Origin of the sequence: Stenotrophomonas sp. BIO128-Bstrain (assembly GCF_030128875.1) — a bacterium.
In the GTDB taxonomy this organism is placed as follows: Bacteria; Pseudomonadota; Gammaproteobacteria; order Xanthomonadales; family Xanthomonadaceae; genus Stenotrophomonas; species Stenotrophomonas bentonitica_A.
The window spans coordinates 424,674-443,398 of the sequence record NZ_CP124620.1 but is presented as its reverse complement, the minus strand read 5'-3'; the positions used below and the strand labels follow the sequence as shown (position 1 = coordinate 443,398).

General features: G+C 66.1%; 15 protein-coding genes and 1 riboswitch. Of the genes, 8 read left to right on the top strand and 7 right to left on the bottom strand.

Translation table 11 applies throughout. The annotated features are described in order from the left end of the window. Nucleotides 1-176: 176 nt before the first annotated feature. Nucleotides 177-1,178, top strand: coding sequence for an alpha/beta hydrolase (locus tag POS15_RS01880; RefSeq protein WP_284128871.1), 1,002 nt, complete (start codon nt 177-179; stop codon nt 1,176-1,178). A gap of 119 nt (nt 1,179-1,297) precedes the next feature. Here POS15_RS01880 and POS15_RS01875 read toward each other — a convergent pair whose 3' ends face one another. Genes POS15_RS01875 through POS15_RS01865 form a run of 3 tightly spaced genes read right to left on the bottom strand, consistent with a single transcriptional unit; the run spans nt 1,298 to nt 4,633 of the window. Further along, a complete protein-coding gene (locus tag POS15_RS01875) occupies nt 1,298-2,365 on the bottom strand; it encodes a homoserine dehydrogenase (RefSeq protein ID WP_019185099.1) in 1,068 nt (355 codons plus the stop codon). After that, nucleotides 2,362-3,606, bottom strand: coding sequence for an O-succinylhomoserine (thiol)-lyase (locus tag POS15_RS01870; RefSeq protein ID WP_284128870.1), 1,245 nt, complete (start codon nt 3,604-3,606; stop codon nt 2,362-2,364). Before POS15_RS01870 ends, POS15_RS01875 begins: the two co-directional genes overlap by 4 nt. Next, a complete protein-coding gene (locus POS15_RS01865) occupies nt 3,572-4,633 on the bottom strand; it encodes a homoserine O-succinyltransferase (RefSeq protein ID WP_284128869.1) in 1,062 nt (353 codons plus the stop codon). Before POS15_RS01865 ends, POS15_RS01870 begins: the two co-directional genes overlap by 35 nt. 78 nt (nt 4,634-4,711) lie before the next feature. Continuing rightward, nucleotides 4,712-4,833: riboswitch (SAM riboswitch) on the bottom strand. Between the two features lie 126 nt (nt 4,834-4,959). On the opposite strand from POS15_RS01865, the gene POS15_RS01860 reads away from it, so the two are divergent. From POS15_RS01860 to POS15_RS01845, 4 genes are all read left to right on the top strand, one after another. After that, the gene (locus POS15_RS01860) at nt 4,960-5,853 is read left to right on the top strand and encodes a M23 family metallopeptidase (RefSeq protein WP_037553775.1); all 894 of its coding nucleotides are present in this window, start codon (nt 4,960-4,962) and stop codon (nt 5,851-5,853) included. A gap of 75 nt (nt 5,854-5,928) precedes the next feature. Next, complete coding sequence (locus tag POS15_RS01855; protein WP_019185103.1) at nt 5,929-7,533, top strand: peptide chain release factor 3; 1,605 nt, start codon at nt 5,929-5,931, stop codon at nt 7,531-7,533. Between the two features lie 100 nt (nt 7,534-7,633). Then, nucleotides 7,634-8,272 (top strand): hemolysin III family protein, encoded by a 639-nt coding sequence (locus tag POS15_RS01850; RefSeq protein ID WP_026070085.1) that lies wholly within the window; start codon nt 7,634-7,636, stop codon nt 8,270-8,272. 282 nt (nt 8,273-8,554) lie between these two features. Then, entirely contained in the window at nt 8,555-10,537 is a 1,983-nt protein-coding gene (locus POS15_RS01845) for an AsmA family protein (protein ID WP_284128868.1), read from the top strand. Between the two features lie 63 nt (nt 10,538-10,600). Here the strand turns inward: POS15_RS01845 and POS15_RS01840 are convergent, their stop codons facing one another. Genes POS15_RS01840 through mtgA form a run of 3 tightly spaced genes read right to left on the bottom strand, consistent with a single transcriptional unit; the run spans nt 10,601 to nt 12,800 of the window. Continuing rightward, a complete protein-coding gene (locus tag POS15_RS01840) occupies nt 10,601-11,032 on the bottom strand; it encodes a CBS domain-containing protein (RefSeq protein WP_019185106.1) in 432 nt (143 codons plus the stop codon). Further along, nucleotides 10,992-12,011 carry a glycosyltransferase family 2 protein gene (locus POS15_RS01835; protein ID WP_284128867.1) on the bottom strand — a complete coding sequence of 340 codons (1,020 nt, stop codon included), beginning with the start codon at nt 12,009-12,011 and terminating at the stop codon, nt 10,992-10,994. The genes POS15_RS01840 and POS15_RS01835 overlap by 41 nt, the downstream gene beginning before the upstream one ends. Before the next feature lie 39 nt (nt 12,012-12,050). Continuing rightward, nucleotides 12,051-12,800 carry a monofunctional biosynthetic peptidoglycan transglycosylase gene (gene mtgA / locus POS15_RS01830; protein WP_019185108.1) on the bottom strand — a complete coding sequence of 250 codons (750 nt, stop codon included), beginning with the start codon at nt 12,798-12,800 and terminating at the stop codon, nt 12,051-12,053. Nucleotides 12,801-12,879: 79 nt separating this feature from the next. Between mtgA and POS15_RS01825 the strand changes: the two genes are divergently transcribed. The 3 genes from POS15_RS01825 (at nt 12,880) to POS15_RS01815 (ending at nt 17,930) form a co-directional block, all read left to right on the top strand. Continuing rightward, nucleotides 12,880-13,776 (top strand): Hsp33 family molecular chaperone HslO, encoded by an 897-nt coding sequence (locus POS15_RS01825; protein WP_019185109.1) that lies wholly within the window; start codon nt 12,880-12,882, stop codon nt 13,774-13,776. A gap of 152 nt (nt 13,777-13,928) precedes the next feature. Beyond that, entirely contained in the window at nt 13,929-14,753 is an 825-nt protein-coding gene (locus tag POS15_RS01820) for a hypothetical protein (protein WP_200899491.1), read from the top strand. A gap of 351 nt (nt 14,754-15,104) precedes the next feature. Further along, complete coding sequence (locus POS15_RS01815) at nt 15,105-17,930, top strand: TonB-dependent receptor (RefSeq protein ID WP_019185112.1); 2,826 nt, start codon at nt 15,105-15,107, stop codon at nt 17,928-17,930. Nucleotides 17,931-18,070: 140 nt separating this feature from the next. Here POS15_RS01815 and POS15_RS01810 read toward each other — a convergent pair whose 3' ends face one another. Beyond that, nucleotides 18,071-18,673, bottom strand: coding sequence for a TetR/AcrR family transcriptional regulator (locus POS15_RS01810; RefSeq protein WP_019185113.1), 603 nt, complete (start codon nt 18,671-18,673; stop codon nt 18,071-18,073). Between the last annotated feature and the right edge of the window lie 52 nt (nt 18,674-18,725).

The following is an 18,725-nucleotide window of genomic DNA, read 5'->3' as shown; positions in this document are numbered from 1 at the left end:
TGGTCGGCTGCTCCCGGTGGCCTCATCGGCACGCCCGCATACCGCCCGGGTGTTCGGCACCCCTGCACATCGCTCGGATGTAGAGCCGACCGTTGGTCGGCTGCTCCCGGTGGCCTCATCGGCACCCCTGCACGGCCACTCCGGTACAGTCAGGACTTCCCCCGATGGAGACCGCCATGCGCATCCTGGCCGCCGCCCTGCTCGCCTGCCTGCCGCTGACCACCCTCGCCGCCGACACCTACGGCCCGCGACTGGAAGGCTTCGACTACCCCTATCCGGTCAAGATCTTCCGGTTCGAGTCCCAGCGCCAGCCGCTGGAGATGGCGTACATCGACGTGCCCGCCGGCGGCAAAGGGTTCGCCGGTACGGTCGTGCTGCTGCATGGGAAGAACTTCTGCGCGGCCACCTGGAAGGACACCATCGCGGCACTGAGCGCGGCCGGCTACCGGGTGATCGCCCCGGACCAGATCGGCTTCTGCAAATCGAGCAAGCCCGAACGCTACCAGTACTCGTTCGGCCAGCTGGCCGCCAATACCGAAGCGCTGCTGGAGCATCTGGGCTACGGCGAGGGCAAGCTGCACATCGTCGGCCATTCGATGGGCGGCATGTTGGCGGCACGCTTCGCGTTGATGTATCCCCAGCGCTTGCTCAGCCTGTCACTGATCAACCCGATCGGACTGGAAGACTGGAAGGCCAAGGGCGTGCCGTGGCGCAGTATCGATGCCTGGTACGCAGGCGAGTTGAAGACCAGCTTCGACAGCATCAGGAAGTACCAGCTCGACGTTTATTACAACGGGCAGTGGAAGCCCGAGTACGAGCAGTGGGTGCGCATGCAGTCGCGCATGTACGACGGCCCCGGCAAACAGGCAGTGGCGTGGAGCCAGGCGCTGACCTCGGACATGGTGTTCAACCAGCCCGTCGTCTATGAACTGCCGAAACTCATGGTCCCGACCACCTTGTTCATCGGCCAGACCGACCGCACCGCGATCGGCCGTGACCTGGCGCCGCCCGCCCTGAAAGCGACGCTGGGCAACTACCCTGCGCTGGGCAAGGCGGCGGCCGCGGCGATTCCCGGCGCCACCCTGGTGAGCTTCGAGGACCTGGGCCACTCGCCGCAGGTGCAGGACCCTGCGCGATTCAATGCGGCACTGCTGAAGGCAATCTCACCACACGACTGACCTGCCCACCACCCCGGTACTGCCACGCCATGCGTGGCAGCAGCCGTCCTCACCATTATCCGCCGACGCAGCCAGCCCACCTTGGCGCTACCGCGTGCCTTGGTGGGATCTCGCGGCGGTCAGCCCCGCACGATCGCCAGCACGTCGTCCAGCAATGCGGCGGCGGTGACTTCCGCGCCGGCGCCCGGCCCCTGGATCAACAGCGGCTGGGCGTGATACCGATCGCTATGAATCGCCACCCGGTTGTCGGTCTGTGCACCGCCGGCCAGCGGATGGTCACGCGGGAGCACACGCAGCCCCACCGACGCACCCTCGTGATCGAAGCCACCGACGAAACGCAGGCAACCGCCCTGCTCGCTGGCCTGCCGCCAATACTGCTGCAGCGGGGCATCCAGCAGTGACAGCTGGGCCAACGCATCGGCCGGCGGCAACACCGCCAGCGCGTCGGGCACCAGTGAGGCGACCCGCACCTGCTCGGCCCGCAATGCGATGCCGCTGGCGCGCGCCAGGATCAGCAGTTTGCGACGGACATCTTCACCGGACAGATCCACACGCGGGTCCGGCTCGGTGTACCCGGCGCCCGCTGCCTCACGCACCCACGCAGAAAACGGACGCTGGCCATCGTAGTGATGGAACAGCCACGCCAGCGAACCGGACAGTACGCCCTCCACGCGATGGATGCGGTCGCCACCGGCAACCAGCGCGCGCAGGCTGCTCAGCAGCGGCAGGCCAGCCCCCACCGTCGCGCTGTCGCCGTAGCGCGCGTCGCCCTGCTGGCCGCTGTCGGCGATGGCCTGGGCACGTGCGAGCTGCGCACCCTGGCCGAGCTTGTTGGCGGTCACCACGTGCACGCCACGCGCCAGCCACTGCTCGTGCCAGTTGGCGACCTCGTCACTGGCCGTCGCATCGACCACCACGTCACCGCGCTGCAGGCCCTCGGCTTCCGCCCAGGGCTGCAGTGTCACCGCACCGCGTGCGGCCAGGTTGGCCTGGGCAAGTTCGTGCGCGGGGGCGTGTTCGCAGGTGCGCGCCGTGCGTGAATTGGCCAACCAGGAAAACGACGGCAGCGTGACGCCACGGTGCTGCAACGAGGCATACCGTTCCACGAAAGCGGTGCCGACCGTGCCGGTGCCGAGCAGCGCCAGTTTCCGGTTGGCAACCAGCGGCAGATTCAGCACCGCGCTCATGCATCCACCTGTTTACGGCGCTGCACGTCGCGGTGCTGATCGATCACGACCTGGGCGCGTTCCAGCCCGGCCTGCAGATCGGCCACCAGGTCTTCCGGCGATTCAATGCCGACCGACAGGCGCAGCAGCCCTTCGCTGATGCCGGCATGCGCGCGCGCTTCCGGGGTCATCGCTGCATGGGTCATGGTGGCCGGGTGCGCGACCAGGCTCTCGACGCCGCCCAGCGATTCGGCCAGGGTGAAACAGCGCAGGCCATCGACGAAGGCCCGCACCGCGGCGTGCGGATCATCGCCCGGGCACGAGGCCAGTTCGAAGGACAGCATCGCACCGAAGCCGCTCTGCTGGCGCGCCGCGATGGCATGGCCGGGATGATCGGCCAGGCCCGGGTAGTACACGCTGGCCACCGCATCGCTGGCGGTGAGCAGATCGACCACGGCCACCGTGTTTTCCTGGTGCGCGCGCAGCCGTGCACCGAGCGTGCGCAGGCCACGCAGGGTCAGGAACGCATCGAACGGCGAGCCGGTCAGGCCCAGTGCGTTGGCCCACCACACCAGCTGCTCGCGCACCGCCGGATCGCGCGCGACCACCGCGCCGCCGACCACATCGCTGTGCCCGTTGATGTACTTGGTGGTGGAGTGCAGCACCAGGTCGGCACCGAAGCTGATCGGCTGCTGCAGCGCCGGCGACAGGAAGGTGTTGTCGACGACGACCTTGGCACCGGCCTTGTGCGCGGCATCGATGACGAAGCGCAGGTCGGTGATGCGCAGCAGCGGGTTGGACGGGGTTTCGATCAGCACCAGCGTCGGCGACTGCGCCAGCGCATCGGCCAGCGAACGCGGATCGGTCAGGTCGGCGGTGATCAGGCCGAAATGGCCCTTCTTCGCCAGCGCGTTGAACAGGCGCCAGCTGCCGCCGTACGCATCATGCGGCACCACCAGGGTATCGCCGGGCTGCAGCAGCGCATTGAGCACCAGGTTGATCGCGCCCATGCCGGTGGACGTGATCACGCCACCGGCGCCCCCCTCCAGTTCGGCCAGCGCCTCACCCAGCAGATCACGGGTGGGGTTGCCGCTGCGCGTGTAGTCGTACTGGCGCTTGTTGCCGAAGCCATCGAAACTGAAGTTCGAGGACAGCACGATCGGCGGGGTCACCGCGCCATGGGCGGTGTCACGGTCGATGCCGGCACGCACGGCGGCGGTGACACGGCTACAGGACGGCTCGGTACCAGCGGAACGGCTCATGCGGTTCTCCGGGGGATCGAAAAGCGGTGGCGAGGATCGCGTCGATGCGATCGGTTTCTTTCAGGAAGGCGTCGTGGCCATACGGGGAGCGCAGCACGCGCAGGCTGCCGCGCGGGCCCAGCCCTTCCACCAGACCGACGCAGTCGGCCAGCGGGACCAGGCGATCGCCTTCCACGGCGACCACGACGGTCGGGACCTGGATGGCGGCCGGGTCGATGCGGTGCAGGTCGATCGATTCGGACAGGCGCAGGTAGGCATCGACGGGGGTACGGGCGACGTACTGCGCACCGGCGGCATCCAGATAGTCTTCAGCGGCGACGCGCACGCGGCCATTGACCACTTCCGGCGCGGCGTCGAAGCGTTCGCCGAATTCTTCCGGCGTGCGGTAGCTGAGCATGGCGAACTGGCGCGCCAGCGACAGCCCGTGGCTTTCGGCGCACTGCAGCTGGCCCAGCGCGACCGCGCGACGCTGCAGCGCGCGCCAGGCGGCGGCATACGGATGCGGGCGGTGCGCGCCGCTCACCGCGATCAGCTTCTGCAGGCGCTGGCGGTGACGGAGCGCGAACTGCTGGCCAACCAGCGCCCCGTAGGAGTAACCGACGAAGCACTGCAGGCGGGCGATGCCGAGATGATCGAGCAGCAAGGCCAGCGCGTCGGCCTGGTCGGCAGTATCGATCGGCAGGTCCAGCGCCCCATCGGCGCCAATGAAGTCGAACGCCAGGATGCGCAGGGAGGCCGGATCCAGCGCGCGGCCTGGGGCCACCAGGCCTTCGGCCCAGCCCTTTTCCGGGAATTCGGCATTGGCCGCCACGTGGCGGTGGGCGGAGATGCCACCGGCCAGCACCACCACCGGCGCCTCGGCGCGGCCCACGATTTCGTAGCGCAGTCGCACCGGCCGCGGTCCACCGTGACGCATCGACAGCACCGCCGCGATATCGCCGCGCACGGCGTTCAGCCCGGCGTCGACGGGGACGCTGAGCGGGGCGAAAGTTTCGGTGGCGGCAGGGGCGGCGGTGGCGAAGCTCATGGCGGTATCCAAAGGAGGAAAACGGCCATCGAGCTTTCGCGGAGCTCGCGTTCGAAGCGCACGCACGGTGCACGGTTCGAACCATCTTTCGGAAGACACCAACGGTCTCCGCAGGATTTGGCACCTACGCAGGGTCGCTTTCGCGTCTGCGGGCTGCCCCGGCTTCAAAGGGCCTGTCCCTCTGCCGGTCTCGATGGTGCAGCCACGATGCCAGCGCTTTTGGCTGATGTCAATCCCTTCATCTGCATGAAGAGATATATATTCCAGATCATCATCAGTCACGCATACTCCAACTCCCCTGCTTACCGGCGAATGCCTTGCGCTGCCTGCGTCTGCCCGTACTGACCGTGTTGATCCTGCCGGCGCTGAACGCCTGGGCCGGGCCGGGCGCAAACTGGCGGGACGGCTGGCGGATCGACCGGCCGACGCCCGCCACCTCCGCCCAACCGGCCGGCCAGGCAGATGCGTCGGCCTTGGCGGTGCTGACCCTGGAGGGGGAAGGCGACCGTTGGCAGGCACGCGTCGACAACCGCCTGGCGGGGCCGGTCCAGGTGGCACTGGCGTCCTCACCCGGTGCCCCCGCCCTGCCCGGGCTCCCCGTGCAGACCGTGGTGGCCGGTTCGGCCAGCGTCGTGGTGGTCCACGTGCAGCCGCCGGCCGGCACGACGACGATCCGGCTGGCGCTGACCGCCGTTCCCGGCGATCCCACCGCCCGCCCGCAGGACGTGGCCTACCAACTGCCGTTCGACGCTGCCCGCATCCAGGTCAGCCAGGCGCCGCAGGGCCGTTTCAGCCACAGCGACGCGGAAAGCCGCGACGCCATCGACTTCGCGCTGCCCGAGGGCACGGCCGTGCTTGCGGCGCGGGCGGGAACCGTCATGCAGGTCCAGGCCGGTTTCCAGGGCAATGGGCAGGACCGCGACCACGATCTGGGCCGGGCCAACCTGGTGCGGGTGCTGCACGAGGACGGCAGCATGGCCGTGTACGCCCACCTGCAGCACAACGGCGCGCTGGTCCGCCAGGGCGAGCAGGTCCAGGCCGGGCAGCGCATCGGCCTGTCGGGCAATACCGGCTACAGCGCCGCGCCGCATCTGCATTTCGCAGTCCAGGTCAATGCAGGGATGCGGCTGCGCTCGATTCCGGCCCGGATCGTCAGCCCGCAGGGCGAGCTGCGCTTCGCCCGCACCGCCGATGAGACCGGGGCGTCCGCCCTGCCCTGACCCCGGCCACGCCCGCCCCCGCTATACTGGGCGGCTCATCTCCATGAAAAGCGCCCCGGGCGGGCGCGTCACGCCATGTCCGAAGTCGCTACCGAAGCTGCGCGCCGCCGCACCTTCGCCATCATTTCCCACCCTGACGCCGGCAAGACCACGCTGACCGAAAAGCTGCTGCTGTTCGGCGGTGCGATCCAGATGGCCGGTTCGGTCAAGGGCCGCAAGGCCGCGCGCCACGCGACCTCCGACTGGATGGCGCTGGAAAAGGAGCGCGGAATCTCGGTCACCTCCTCGGTGATGCAGTTCCCGTACGAGGGCAAGATCGTCAACCTGCTCGACACCCCCGGCCATGCCGACTTCGGCGAGGACACCTACCGCGTGCTCACCGCGGTGGACTCGGCGCTGATGGTGATCGACGTGGCCAAGGGCGTGGAAGAGCGCACCATCAAGCTGATGGAAGTGTGCCGCCTGCGCGACACCCCGATCATGACCTTCATCAACAAGCTCGATCGCGAGGGCAAGGAGCCGATCGACCTGCTGGATGAAGTGGAAAGCGTGCTGGGCATCCAGTGCGCACCCGTGACCTGGCCGATCGGCATGGGCCAGCGCCTGAAGGGCGTGGTCCACCTGATCACCGGCGAAGTGCACCTGTACGAACAGGGCCGCAACTTCACCCGTCAGGATTCGACCATCTTCCCCTCGATCGATTCGCCCGGGTTGGCCGAGAAGATCGGCGAGCGCATGCTGGCCGATCTGCGCGACGAGCTGGAGCTGGTGCAGGGCGCCAGCCATCCCTTCGACGTGGAGGCCTACCTGGCCGGCAAGCAGACGCCGGTGTTCTTCGGTTCGGGCGTGAACAACTTCGGCGTGCAGCCGCTGCTGGACTTCTTCGTCGAGCACGCGCCCTCGCCGCAGCCGCGCGCCACCACCGGCCGGATGATCGCGCCGGAGGAAAACAAGCTGACCGGTTTCGTGTTCAAGATCCAGGCGAACATGGACCCGCAGCACCGCGACCGCGTCGCGTTCATGCGGGTGTGCTCAGGCCGATTCGTGGCCGGCATGAAGACCTTCCATGTGCGCACCGGCAAGGAAATGAAGCTGGCCAATGCGCTGACCTTCATGGCCAGCGACCGCGAGATCGCCGCCGAGGCGTGGCCGGGCGATGTGATCGGCATCCACAACCACGGCACGATCTCCATCGGTGACACCTTCACCGAAGGCGAAGCGGTCAGCTTCACGGGCATCCCGAACTTCGCGCCGGAACTGTTCCGCCGCGCACGCCTGCGCGATCCGCTCAAGCTCAAGCAGCTGCAGAAGGGCCTGGCGCAGCTGTCCGAAGAGGGTGCTACCCAGTTCTTCCGCCCGCTGATGAGCAACGACTTGATCCTGGGCGCGGTGGGTGTGCTGCAGTTCGATGTGGCGGCATACCGCCTGAAGGATGAGTACGGCGTGGAAGCGACCTTCGAGCCGGTCAGCGTGACCACGGCGCGCTGGGTCACCTGCAGCAACGAAAAGAAGCTGGAAGAGTTCCGCGAGAAGAACGCGGGCAACCTCAGCATCGACGCCGCCGGGCAGCTGGTGTACCTGGCACCGACCCGGGTCAATCTGCAGCTGGCCCAGGAACGTGCGCCGGACGTGCGCTTCGCGGCGACGCGCGAAGCGGCGCACAGCGTCTCGGTCGGCTGATCGCGCGACCGCGCTGCCGGCTGAACAGGCGCGCGTGCATGCGCGCGCCATCGCGGCGATGATAGGGGGGAGCGGGCTCCCCCTCCCCGCATCTCCCATCATCGCCATGACCTCTGTCGTTTCCGTTCGAGAAGAAATCGCCAGCGCCCTGACCCACGGGCTTGGCGCCGTCGCTGCACTGGCCGGTAGTGCGGTACTGATCACCCTGGCCGCCATCTATGGCGACGGCTGGCAGTTGGCCAGCGCGATCGTGTTCGGGGTGGCATTGCTGCTGTTGTACACGGCCTCGACGCTCTACCACGCGATCCAGCATCCGATCGCGAAGGGCCGGCTGAAGGTGTTCGATCACTGTGCGATCTACCTGCTGATCGCCGGCACGTATACGCCGTTCACGCTGATCGGCCTGCGCGGCCCCTGGGGCTGGGGGATGTTCACCGCGATCTGGGCACTGGCGCTGTTCGGGGTGGTCTTCAAGTTGTTCTATACGGGCCGGTTCAAACTGCTGTCGACGATCATCTATATCGCGATGGGCTGGATGGTGATGGTGGCGATCAAGCCGATGTGGAACTCGTTGGATGCGTGGACGCTGGGATGGCTGCTGGCCGGCGGCGTGTTCTATACGTTGGGGACGGTGTTCTATCACCGGGAGTCGGTGCCGTATTCGCATGCGATCTGGCATCTGTTCGTGATCGGCGGGAGTGTGTGCCACTTCGTTGCGGTGACGGCGCAGATTCTTTGAGTGTTGTTTTCCTGCAGTAAGAGCATCGGCAGCGACACCAGCAACAGCGGCAGAAGCAGCAACAGCGAAAGCGAAAGCGAAAGCAGCCAAGGCTTCAGGCATGCGCCAGGCTGGGGCGGCACGGGTGGGCTGGCGCGCACGGAAAGGTCAACGGCATGGCTGCCTGATCCAGTAGTGTCCGCGCCATGCGCCGGGTGGTTGAAGGCAATCCTCCAGCCACCCTGACACTACGCTTACCAATGCTTCGCGTTGCCTGCACGATGCAAGGGCAACCATGGGGATGTGAATACTGTCCCCTCCCCTGCTCCGTCCGATGTCTCTTCCCGTTCCCGCTGGCGCTGGAGCCGTCCCGGTAAGCGTGGGCAGCGGTGGTTGGCGATTCTGGTGTTTCTGTTCGCGGCACTGTTGATCCTGATCGCGTTATGGGACTGGAACTGGTTCAAGGGGCCGGTGGAACGGGCGGTGCAGGCAAAGACCGGCCGGGAGTTCCATATCAATGGGGATCTGGATGTCGATCTGGGCCGGGTGACGACGGTGCGAGGCGATGGGCTGACGTTCGCGAATGCGACCTGGGCCAAGCAGCCGCAGATGGCGACGGCGGATCGGGCGGAGATCGATCTGCGGGTATTGCCCTTGCTGCGCGGGCAGGTGCGGATTCCGGAGATCCGCTTGACGCGACCGGATCTGCTGCTGGAAACCGCGCCGGAGAAGAATCAGCCGGGCAACTGGGATTTCCTGGGCCCGAGCGACGGTGACCCGCCGGTGCTGCAACGGTTGCTGATCGAGGATGGGCGCCTGCAGTTCCAGGACACGGCCGGCAGGACGGATGTGCTGGTCTCGCTCAACAGCGGCAAGCCGCGGGACAAGGACAGTGGCCCGCCATTGCTGGTCAAGGGCAAGGGACGCTGGCAGGGCAATCCGTTCTCGCTGAATGGCAATACCGAGTCGCCGCTGGAGCTGACCAATACCGGGCATCCGTTCCGCATCCATCTGGATGGGCGCGCGGGGAACACGCATGCGATCGCCAGCGGCACGCTCACCAATCCCTTCCAGCTGCGGGTATTCGATTTGGAGCTGATGCTGAGCGGGCAGGACATGGAGGATCTGTTCCCGCTGATCGGCGTGGCAATGCCGTCCACGCCGCCGTACAAGCTCAAGGGCCGCTTGAAGCGCAACAACGCGGTCTGGCGCTATGAGTCGTTCACCGGCACCGCCGGCGACAGCGACCTGGGCGGGACCGCGCAGATCGATGTCAGTGGCGAGCGCCCATTCCTGACCGCGGATCTGGTGTCCAAGCGGCTGGACTTCGACGATCTGGCCGGCTTCATCGGGGCACCGCCAAAGACGGGTGCCGGCGAGTCGGCCAATGCCGAGCAGAAGGCCAAGGCGGCCGCACTGGCGGCCAGTGCCAAGGTGCTGCCGGACACGCCGTACAACCTGTCCAAGCTGCGTGCGATGGACGCCGACGTGCGCTGGAAGGCGCAGCGCATCAATTCGCCGACGCTGCCGCTGGATGACATGGATGCCCACCTCAAGCTCAATGACGGGCTGCTGCGCCTGGAGCCGTTGAACTTCGGCGTGGCCGGCGGCGACATCCGCAGTACGATCCGCATGGATGCGCGCAAGCAGGCGATCTCCACGCAGTTGCAGGCCACCATCCGCAAGGTGCAGCTGGGCAAGCTGTTCCCTGATGCGAAGCTGGCCGAACAAGCCTCCGGCGGCATCAGTGGCGACGTCAAACTGACCGGCCAGGGCAACTCCGTCGCGGCGATGCTGGGCAGCTCCGATGGCACCGTGGCGGTCGGGATCGGCCGCGGCCATGTCGGCAATCTGATCATGGAACTGGCCGGCCTGGATGTCGCCGAATCACTGAAGTTCCTGTTCACCGGCGACAAGCAGATTCCGCTGCGCTGCGCGTGGGGTGACTTCGGTGTCGACAACGGCGTGATGCAGTCGCGCTCGCTGGCCTTCGATACCACCGATACGTTGATCGTCGGCGAAGGCAAGGTCGATCTGAAACAGGAGCAGCTGGACCTGCTGCTGCGCCCGCGCCCGAAGGACATGAGCATTCTGGCGCTGCGCTCGCCGCTGCGCATCGGCGGCACCTTCAAGGATCCCTCGTTCCGCCCGGACTTCAAGGCGCTGGGCATCCGCGGGGCGATCGCGCTGGCGCTGGGCAGCATCGCCCCGCCTGCCGCGCTGCTGGCCACGATCGAGACCGGCCCGGGCGAAGACAGCAACTGCGGCGGCCGTTACGCCAAGTAAGCGCGGGGCCATCCGGGCAGGGACCGACGCTGCGTCGGCCTGCCCCGCCGCGCGCGGCCACGCTCAACCGGCAACGATGTACTGCTGCAGTTGATCCAGTTTCTGCGCCTGCTCGTCGATGACCGCCTTGACCAGATCACCGATCGAGATCACCCCGAGCACACCCGTGCCATCGACCACCGGAAGGTGGCGGATGCGGTAATCGGTCACCAGCTGCAGGCAGTGCTCGACCTGCTCGCCAGGGGCGACGGTCACCACCTTGGGGGTCATGATCTCGCGGACTTCGGTCGTCCGGGACGAGCGTTCGTGCAGCACGATCTTCCGTGCGTAGTCACGCTCGGAAAGGATGCCGACCAGTTGCCGGCCCTCCATCACCAGCACCGCGCCGATGCCCTTCTGGGCCATCAACCGGATGGCGTCGATCACCGCCGAGCTCGGGGTGACGGCGAATACCTCAGGGGACTTGCCTTCCAACAGCTGCCGTACCGTGGTCATCTCGCTGCTCTCCACCGATGGGATGCACGGCCGAGTCTGCCACGAACGGGGCCTGCCAGGTGTCAATCAGGTACAGCGGGCGCTGCTTGGATTCCTCGTACAGCCGGCCCAGGTATTCACCAATCAGGCCCAGGGCGATCAGCTGTATGCCGCCCAGGAACAGGATCACCGCCATCATGGTCGGCCAGCCCGCAACACGGTCGCCGTACAGCGCTGCCTTGGACACCACCACCAGCGCGAACACGAACGCGAACGTCGCTGCGGCCAGGCCCAGATAGGTGGTCACCCGCAGCGGCGCGGTGGAGAATCCGGTGATCCCTTCCAGGGCGAAATTCCATAGCCGCCAGAAGCCGAATTTGCTATCACCCACCAGCCGCGCATGCCGGTGGTAGGGCAAGGCCTTGCGGCGGAAACCCACCCAGCCGAACAGCCCTTTCATGAACCGGTGGCGCTCACGCAGCTGGCCCAGTGCCTGCACCGCGCGCGGCGACAGCAGCCGGAAATCACCGGTGTCGGCCGGGATCGGCGTTTTGGACAGCCGCCCGATCACCCGATAGAACGCCTTGGCAGTGGAGCGCTTGAGCCAGCTCTCGCCATCGCGCGCCAGGCGCGTGCCATAGACGTTGTCATAGCCCTGCTGCCACAGCGCGACGAACTCGGGAATCAGTTCCGGCGGATCCTGGCCATCGGCGTCGAGGATCATCACCGCGCCGTCGTCGACGAAATCCAGCCCCGCCGTGAGCGCGGCCTCTTTGCCGAAGTTGCGCGACAACCGCAGTACGCCGACGCACGAATCCTCGGCGGCCAATGCCTGCATGACGGCCCAGGTGGTGTCCGTGCTGCCGTCATCCACATACAGCACGCGGCCGTCGATGCCCTCCAGCCCAGCCAGCACTGCGCGCAGGCGCGGGTGCAGCATCGGCAAGGCGAGCGCTTCGTTGTGGGCGGCGACGACGACGGTCAGGCGAGGGCTGGTCATGCGGCGATTGTAGCGTCAGCCAATCACATGCATGAATGCTCACTCCTCGCCGAGGTACGCCCCTCCCCCGAGCTGCCTGGCCTGCCGCTGGATCCAGGCGGCGCGGCGCTGCACGTACGGGCCGGGCTTGGCCGCGCTGTAACGGCGAGGCGACGGCAGCACCGCCGCGAGCCGCGCACTTTCGGCCGGGCTCAGCCGGGACGCGTCCTTGTTCCAATACTGCTGCGACGCGGCCTGCGCGCCATAGATGCCATCGCCGAACTCGGCGATGTTGGCGTACATCTCCAGGATGCGCGACTTCGGCCACAGCGCTTCGATCAGCACCGTGTACCAGACCTCCAGCCCCTTGCGGATCCAGCTGCGGCCCTGCCACAGGAACAGATTCTTGGCGACCTGCTGGCTGATCGTGCTGGCCCCGCGCAGCCGCCCGCCGCGCGCGTTGTGGTCACGCGCCTTTTCGATGGCCTGCAGGTCGAAACCATTGTGCTCCGGGAAACGCTGATCCTCGGCAGCCACCAGCGAAATCGGCAGGCTTGGCGCCATCTGGTCCAGATCGCGCCAGTGGTAATGCAACCGATAGCTCCAGTCACCCTCCCCCAGCGCCTCGCCGTAGCGCCACAGCATCACGCTGGAAACAGGCGGGTCGATGAAACGCAGGACCAGCACCTGCAGCACACTGAACCCGACGAACAGCACCGGCAGCCACAGCAGGCGGCGCCAGCGCCAGCGGCGCCGCGGTGACGGTTCCAGATCCGGTTCGACCTTGAGGTTGCTGCGCTCTGCCCCCATTACTGGTGCATCCTTTACTTGCACGGTTGTCGGCGCATTATCCGGCAACCGGCACTCCTTTCGCGCAGCCACCGAACCGATGACCGCCCAATCCGACTCCCTTGTCCGTTTCCTGCTCCCCGATGCCGGCGTCCGCGGCGTGCATGTGCACCTCGATGACACCTGGCGGGAGATCCTCTCGCATGCGGTCTACCCGCCGGGCGCCGCCGAGCTGCTCGGCGAGGCCAGCGTGGCCTCGGCGCTGTTCACCGGCCACACCAAGGTCGATGGCCGCCTGTCGATCCAGCTGCGCAGCAACACTGCGATGCGCACCCTGTTCGCCGAGTGCACCGCCGCCGGCACCCTGCGCGGCATCGTCCAGCTGGCCGAGGGCGGTGGCGATGCCCCGCGTGATCTGACCGCGCTGGGCGAGGATGCGCTGCTGGCGATCACCATCGAAAACCCCGGCCTGGATCCGCGCGAACCGCAGCGCTACCAGAGCCTGGTCGGCTTGACCGCGGCCGGCCTGGACGAAGCCTTCGAAGACTATTTCCGCCAGTCCGAGCAGTTGCCGACCCGTCTGCTGCTGGCCGCCGATGGCACCCGCGCCGCCGGCCTGCTGCTGCAGAAGCTGCCCGGCGATGAAGGCGACCAGGACGGCTGGTCGCGGGCCAGCGCACTGTTCGAGACCCTGGGCAAGCAGGAACTGCTCGAGGTACCCGGCCACGATCTGCTGCACCGCCTCTTCCATGAAGAGACGCCGGAACTGCTGGGCGACAAGGCCCTGCGCTTTGCGTGCTCCTGCTCGCGTGAGCGGGTGGCAGGCATGCTGCAGTCCATTGGCGAAGAGGAGGCCCGCGCCGCCGCCGAGCCCACTGGCGCGGTGGAAGTACGTTGCGAATTCTGTGGGCAGGAGTATCACTTCCCGTTGACGGAATTCGACATACTGTTCCGCGAGATGGATATATCCTCGCCGGCACCTGAACGGCTTCAGTAAACTTGGCAAGCGTTTTGTTCTGGGGAGAACCAAGACTTGTTAAGAAATCATAAACGCCCTAGGATCAATGTCCCGCTTCGGCGGGAACTTGTGTTCACTGCGCTTGTCTGAGAGTTCCCATGCATCCCCTTCTGCGTCTACCGCTGGCCCTGATGATCGCCCTAGGCGCGATCCCGGGCGCGCATGCGCAGGCCAAGGGCAAGCAGGACGGCACGGTGCTGCCGGTCTGGAACAAAGGCAGTGGCAAGGTCGAAGCGTTGCTCTACCTGGAACCGACCGGCGAACAGGCCGCAGGGGCCCGCTGGCATTTCGGCCGCAGTTCGCTGGACGCGGCCTTCGGCCTGTCCTCGGGTGACTCGCTGGGCCTGCTGTGCAACAGCAGCCGCGGCACCAGCATCAGCGGATTGGCCAGCCATTGCATGCTGGCCACCTTGGGCGATGAAGAAGACAACACGCTCGGCCGTCGGGTCAGCGGCACCGCCGCGTTCAACCGCCCCGGCGGTCGCGTGGGCATCACCGCCGGCAGCGGCCGTGACACCCTGCCGGCCTGGCTGGCCGGCCCGAACAAATCGCCCTCACTGCGCGCCGAACAGAACGATCTGACCGTCTTCGGGCAGAAGAACATCGGCCGCGAAGGCTTCGTCTCCATCGGTGGCACCTATGCCAAGGCGCGTCTGGTGCCCATCGCGGACGCTTCGCCGGCGATCGTCGACCGCTGGGACAGCAAGAGCCTCACCATCGGTGCCGGCTATGGCAACTTCAGCGGCAACATCATTGGCCGCGTGGTCGATGTTCCCGGCCAGCCGGGCAAGTGGGAAGGCCTGGGGGTGGGCCTGACCTGGCGCACGCCGTGGAGCGGTCAGCTCACCGTGGGCGCCGAGAACGTGGTCACCCGCGGCAAGAACCCGTTCGCCCCCCGCAACGAGAGCACTGACGAGGGCACCGTGCCCTACGTCCGGTACGAGCAGGATCTCTGACCTGTCTTTGCGACCACCCGTCAATACACGTCACCCGAAGGGCGCCTCCATGAGGCGCCCTTTTTCGTTTGGGCTGGGTGTCAAGGGCGCGCACGGCCTATTCAGGGTGAATTTTTTTTAACAAAGATCTTAACAAATGAGACGTTTTATGCTGTAGATATCGCTTAAAGCCTTGTATCGCAAAGGCTTTGCCGAATTTCACTTAAATCACATGGAACATTAACGGCTCTTTAATTTTTAGTTGCACGTGGTTACTATCGAGTCAGCTTCACGGATTGGGAACGCCTTTCGTCCCCGCGCTGAAGCCCATCCCAACACGTTGCACCCAAGTCAACTTGGAGAGAGAGCCCAATGAACCGCAACAGCAACAAACTGCGCGACGCCGTCGTCCTCGCGCTGATCGCCAGCGCTGCCGGCACCGGCAGCGCCGTCGCTCAGGAAGCCACTGGCACCACCAATCTGGACCGCATCTCGGTCACCGGTTCGCGCATCCGCCAGGTTGACGTGGAAACCGCCCAGCCGGTGCTGACCATCTCGCGTGCGGATATCCAGAACCAGGGCTTCAGCTCGGTCGGCGATATCCTGCAGAACATCTCCGCCGCCGGTAGCCCGAACTTCAGCCGCGCCTCGCCGCTGACCTCCAACCAGGAAGCCGGTGGTCAGTACATCGACCTGCGCAACCTCGGCGCACAGCGCACGCTGGTGCTGGTCAATGGCAAGCGCCTGGGCATCAGCCCGGATGGTTACCAGGACATCTCGATCATCCCGACCTCGATGGTCGAGCGCATCGACGTGCTGAAGGACGGCGCCTCGTCGATCTACGGTTCGGACGCAATGGCCGGCGTGATCAACATCATCACCCGCAAGAACTTCGATGGTCTGGAAGCCAACGTCTACAAGGGCCAGTACAGCCAGGGCGACGGCGAGAAGGAAACCTACGACTTCGTCATGGGCTTCTCCGGTGACCGCGGCTCGCTGACCGTCGGCGCCGAGTACCACAAGGAAGAAGGCGTGTGGGCCAAGGATCGTCCGTTCACGGCCGACACCTACCCGGATTGGGATCCGGCAGCATCGCTGACGACCGTTGGCCAGTGGGGCAACTGGCGCGTCGGCAACGCAGGCAACTGGCAGGCTCCCAACCGTGGCGGCACCGCCCTGGGCCCGGGTCAGTTCCACAGCCAGACGTCGGCCGATACCAGCCGCTCGTCCGACCAGATGCACCTGCTGACCCCGCTGGAACGTCGTTCGCTGTTCGTCAGCGGCAACTACGACATCACCGACAACGTCCGCTTCACCACGGACCTGTCCTACACCAAGCGTGAGTCGCAGCGCCAGATCGCCGGTTACCCGCTGCAGTCTTCTGCGTACGGCATCCCGATGTCGGCTGACAGCTACTTCAACCCGACCGGCGGCGTCGCCGACGTCAACTGGCGTCGTCGTGGCTGGGAAGTGCCGCGTACCACCGACAGCACCCTGACCACCTGGCGTTTCGCAGCAGCCCTGGAAGGCTCCTTCGAAATCGGCGACCGGTTCTTCAGCTGGGACGTCGGCTCGCTGTACAACGAAAATGACAGCCTGCTGATCAACAACGGCAACTTCTACATCCCGGCCGTGGCCGATGCCGTGGGTCCGTCGTTCCAGAATGCTGCCGGCCAGATCGTCTGCGGCACTCCGGGCAATGAAATCGCCGGCTGCGTGCCGTGGAATCCGTTCGCAGGTTTCGGTACCGGCGCGGTTGCCAACTCGCTCGATGATCCGAACGTGCGCAACTACCTGTTCCGCGAAGAGCACGCCACCGGCAAGACCAGCACCCACAACTACTTCGCCAACCTGTCGGGCACCATCGTGCCGCTGCCGGCCGGCGACCTGGGCTTCGCGGTGGGTTACGAATACCGCAAGGAAAGCGGCGCCTTCAACCCGGATGCGATCGCCCAGTCGGGTGACTCGACCAACCTGGCGTCCGGCCCGACCAAGGGTTCCTACGCCCTGGATGAGTTCTACCTGGAATTGAACATCCCGATCCTGGCGGATCTGGCGTTCGCCAAGGAACTGACCCTGGACCTGGCCACCCGTTACTCGGACTTCACCAGCTTCGGTGATACCACCAACAACAAGTTCGGCCTGAAGTGGCGTCCGATCGACGACCTGCTGGTGCGTGCCACCTATGCCGAGGGCTTCCGCGCCCCGACCATCGGTGACCTGTACGGCGGCACCTCGCAGACCTTCCCGACCAACTTCGTCGATCCGTGCGACAGCGTCTATGGCGACGTCCGCGGCAGCGCACGCTGCGTCCAGGATGTCGGCCAGGGCTACCGTCAGCTGCAGCAGGGCTTCGTCCCGACCACCGGCCGTGCCGCGCAGAGCCCGGTGCCGTTCAACTCCGGCTCGAACCCGAACCTGACCCCGGAAACCTCCGAGTCCAAGACGGTCGGCTTCGTGTACAGCCCGAGCTACGTCACCGGCCTGAGCGTGGGTGTGGATTGGTGGAGCATCCGCATCGACAACACGATCGTCACCGACAGCCCGAACCTGATCATGGAAGACTGCTACGTCCGCCTGATCGAGTCGCGCTGCTCGATGTTCACCCGTGACCCGGCCAACGGCAACATCGTGGGCACGCTGAACTACGGCAACCGCAACGCCGGCTACACCGAAACCGAAGGCTTCGACTTCGACATCAGCTACAGCCGTGATACCGATTTCGGCCGCTTCTCGGCCAAGTCGTCGACCACGTACGTGGGCAAGTACGAAGAGAAGTCCACGGACGATGCCGACGCCGTGCCGTCCCAGAACAATGGCTTCGGCGCGTACTTCCGCGTGCGCTCGAACCTGGGCCTGGGCTGGAGCATGAACGACCTGTCGGTGAACTGGAACCTGCGTTACTACTCGGGCACCAAGGAAAGCTGCCGCTTCACCACCCGTTGCACGCTGCCCAACTACAGCGCACCGGACACCCTGGGCGTGATCTCGCCGCAGACCGAGCTGGGCGCAGTGACCTTCCACGACGTGCAGGTGTCCTATGCCACCCCGTGGAACGCCACCGTCGCCGTGGGTGCCAACAACGTGTTCAACAAGGTCGGCCCGATGATGACCTCGCAGCCGAGCTCGAACTTCTCGTACTACGGCGGCTACGACATCGGTCGCTTCCTGTACATGAAGTACTCGCAGAAGTTCTGATCGATCCACTGATCAACAACGTCTGATCCAACGGCCCCGAAAGGGGCCGTTGTTTTTTGTGGTGGTGCCCGCGTCCGGCAAACGACGCGCACAGAAAAGGCCGCGTTTCCGCGGCCTTCTGCATGCCTGTCACGGGCCGGTCAACCGAGCGGAATCAACGTCTCGATCACGTGCTCCACATAGGCTTCGAAATCCTCGCGGGCCTGCTTGGGCTGCTGCAGCTGCAGCGACAACTGCAGGAAACCCACATAGGCGGCGTAGGCCAACCGCGCACGGTGCTGCGCATCGGTACGGCTCAGGCCCGCCTGGCGGAACGAGGCGACCAGATACTCCAGGCGCCGGTGCGAAACACGGTCGATGACCGGGCGCACCATCGGGTGATCGAGCGCCTTGAGCAGTTCGCTGTAGATGATGTGCGGCTGCACTTCATGCGCGACCACCTGGAACAGCTGGCGCAGGCGCACGCGCGGATCGGTGACATCGGCCAGGCTGCCGAAGACCTGCTCCTGCTCGAACAGCTCCCAACGCTCCAGCGCCGCCTGCAGCAACGCGTCGCGCGAGGGGAAGTGCCAGTAAAAGCTGCCCTTGGTGACGCCGAGACGCCGCGCCAGCGGCTCCACCGCGACCGCGCCCACGCCTTGTTCGGCAATCAGATCCAGTGCGGCCTGGGCCCAGTCTTCGGCACTGAGGCGGCTGTTGCGGCCGGCACGTGGCTCGCCGGCGGAAGCTTCGGGTTCATTCATAGGTGGATTTAACCATACGCCGGGGTTGGTTGCAGTATGTGAATCGGGTGAA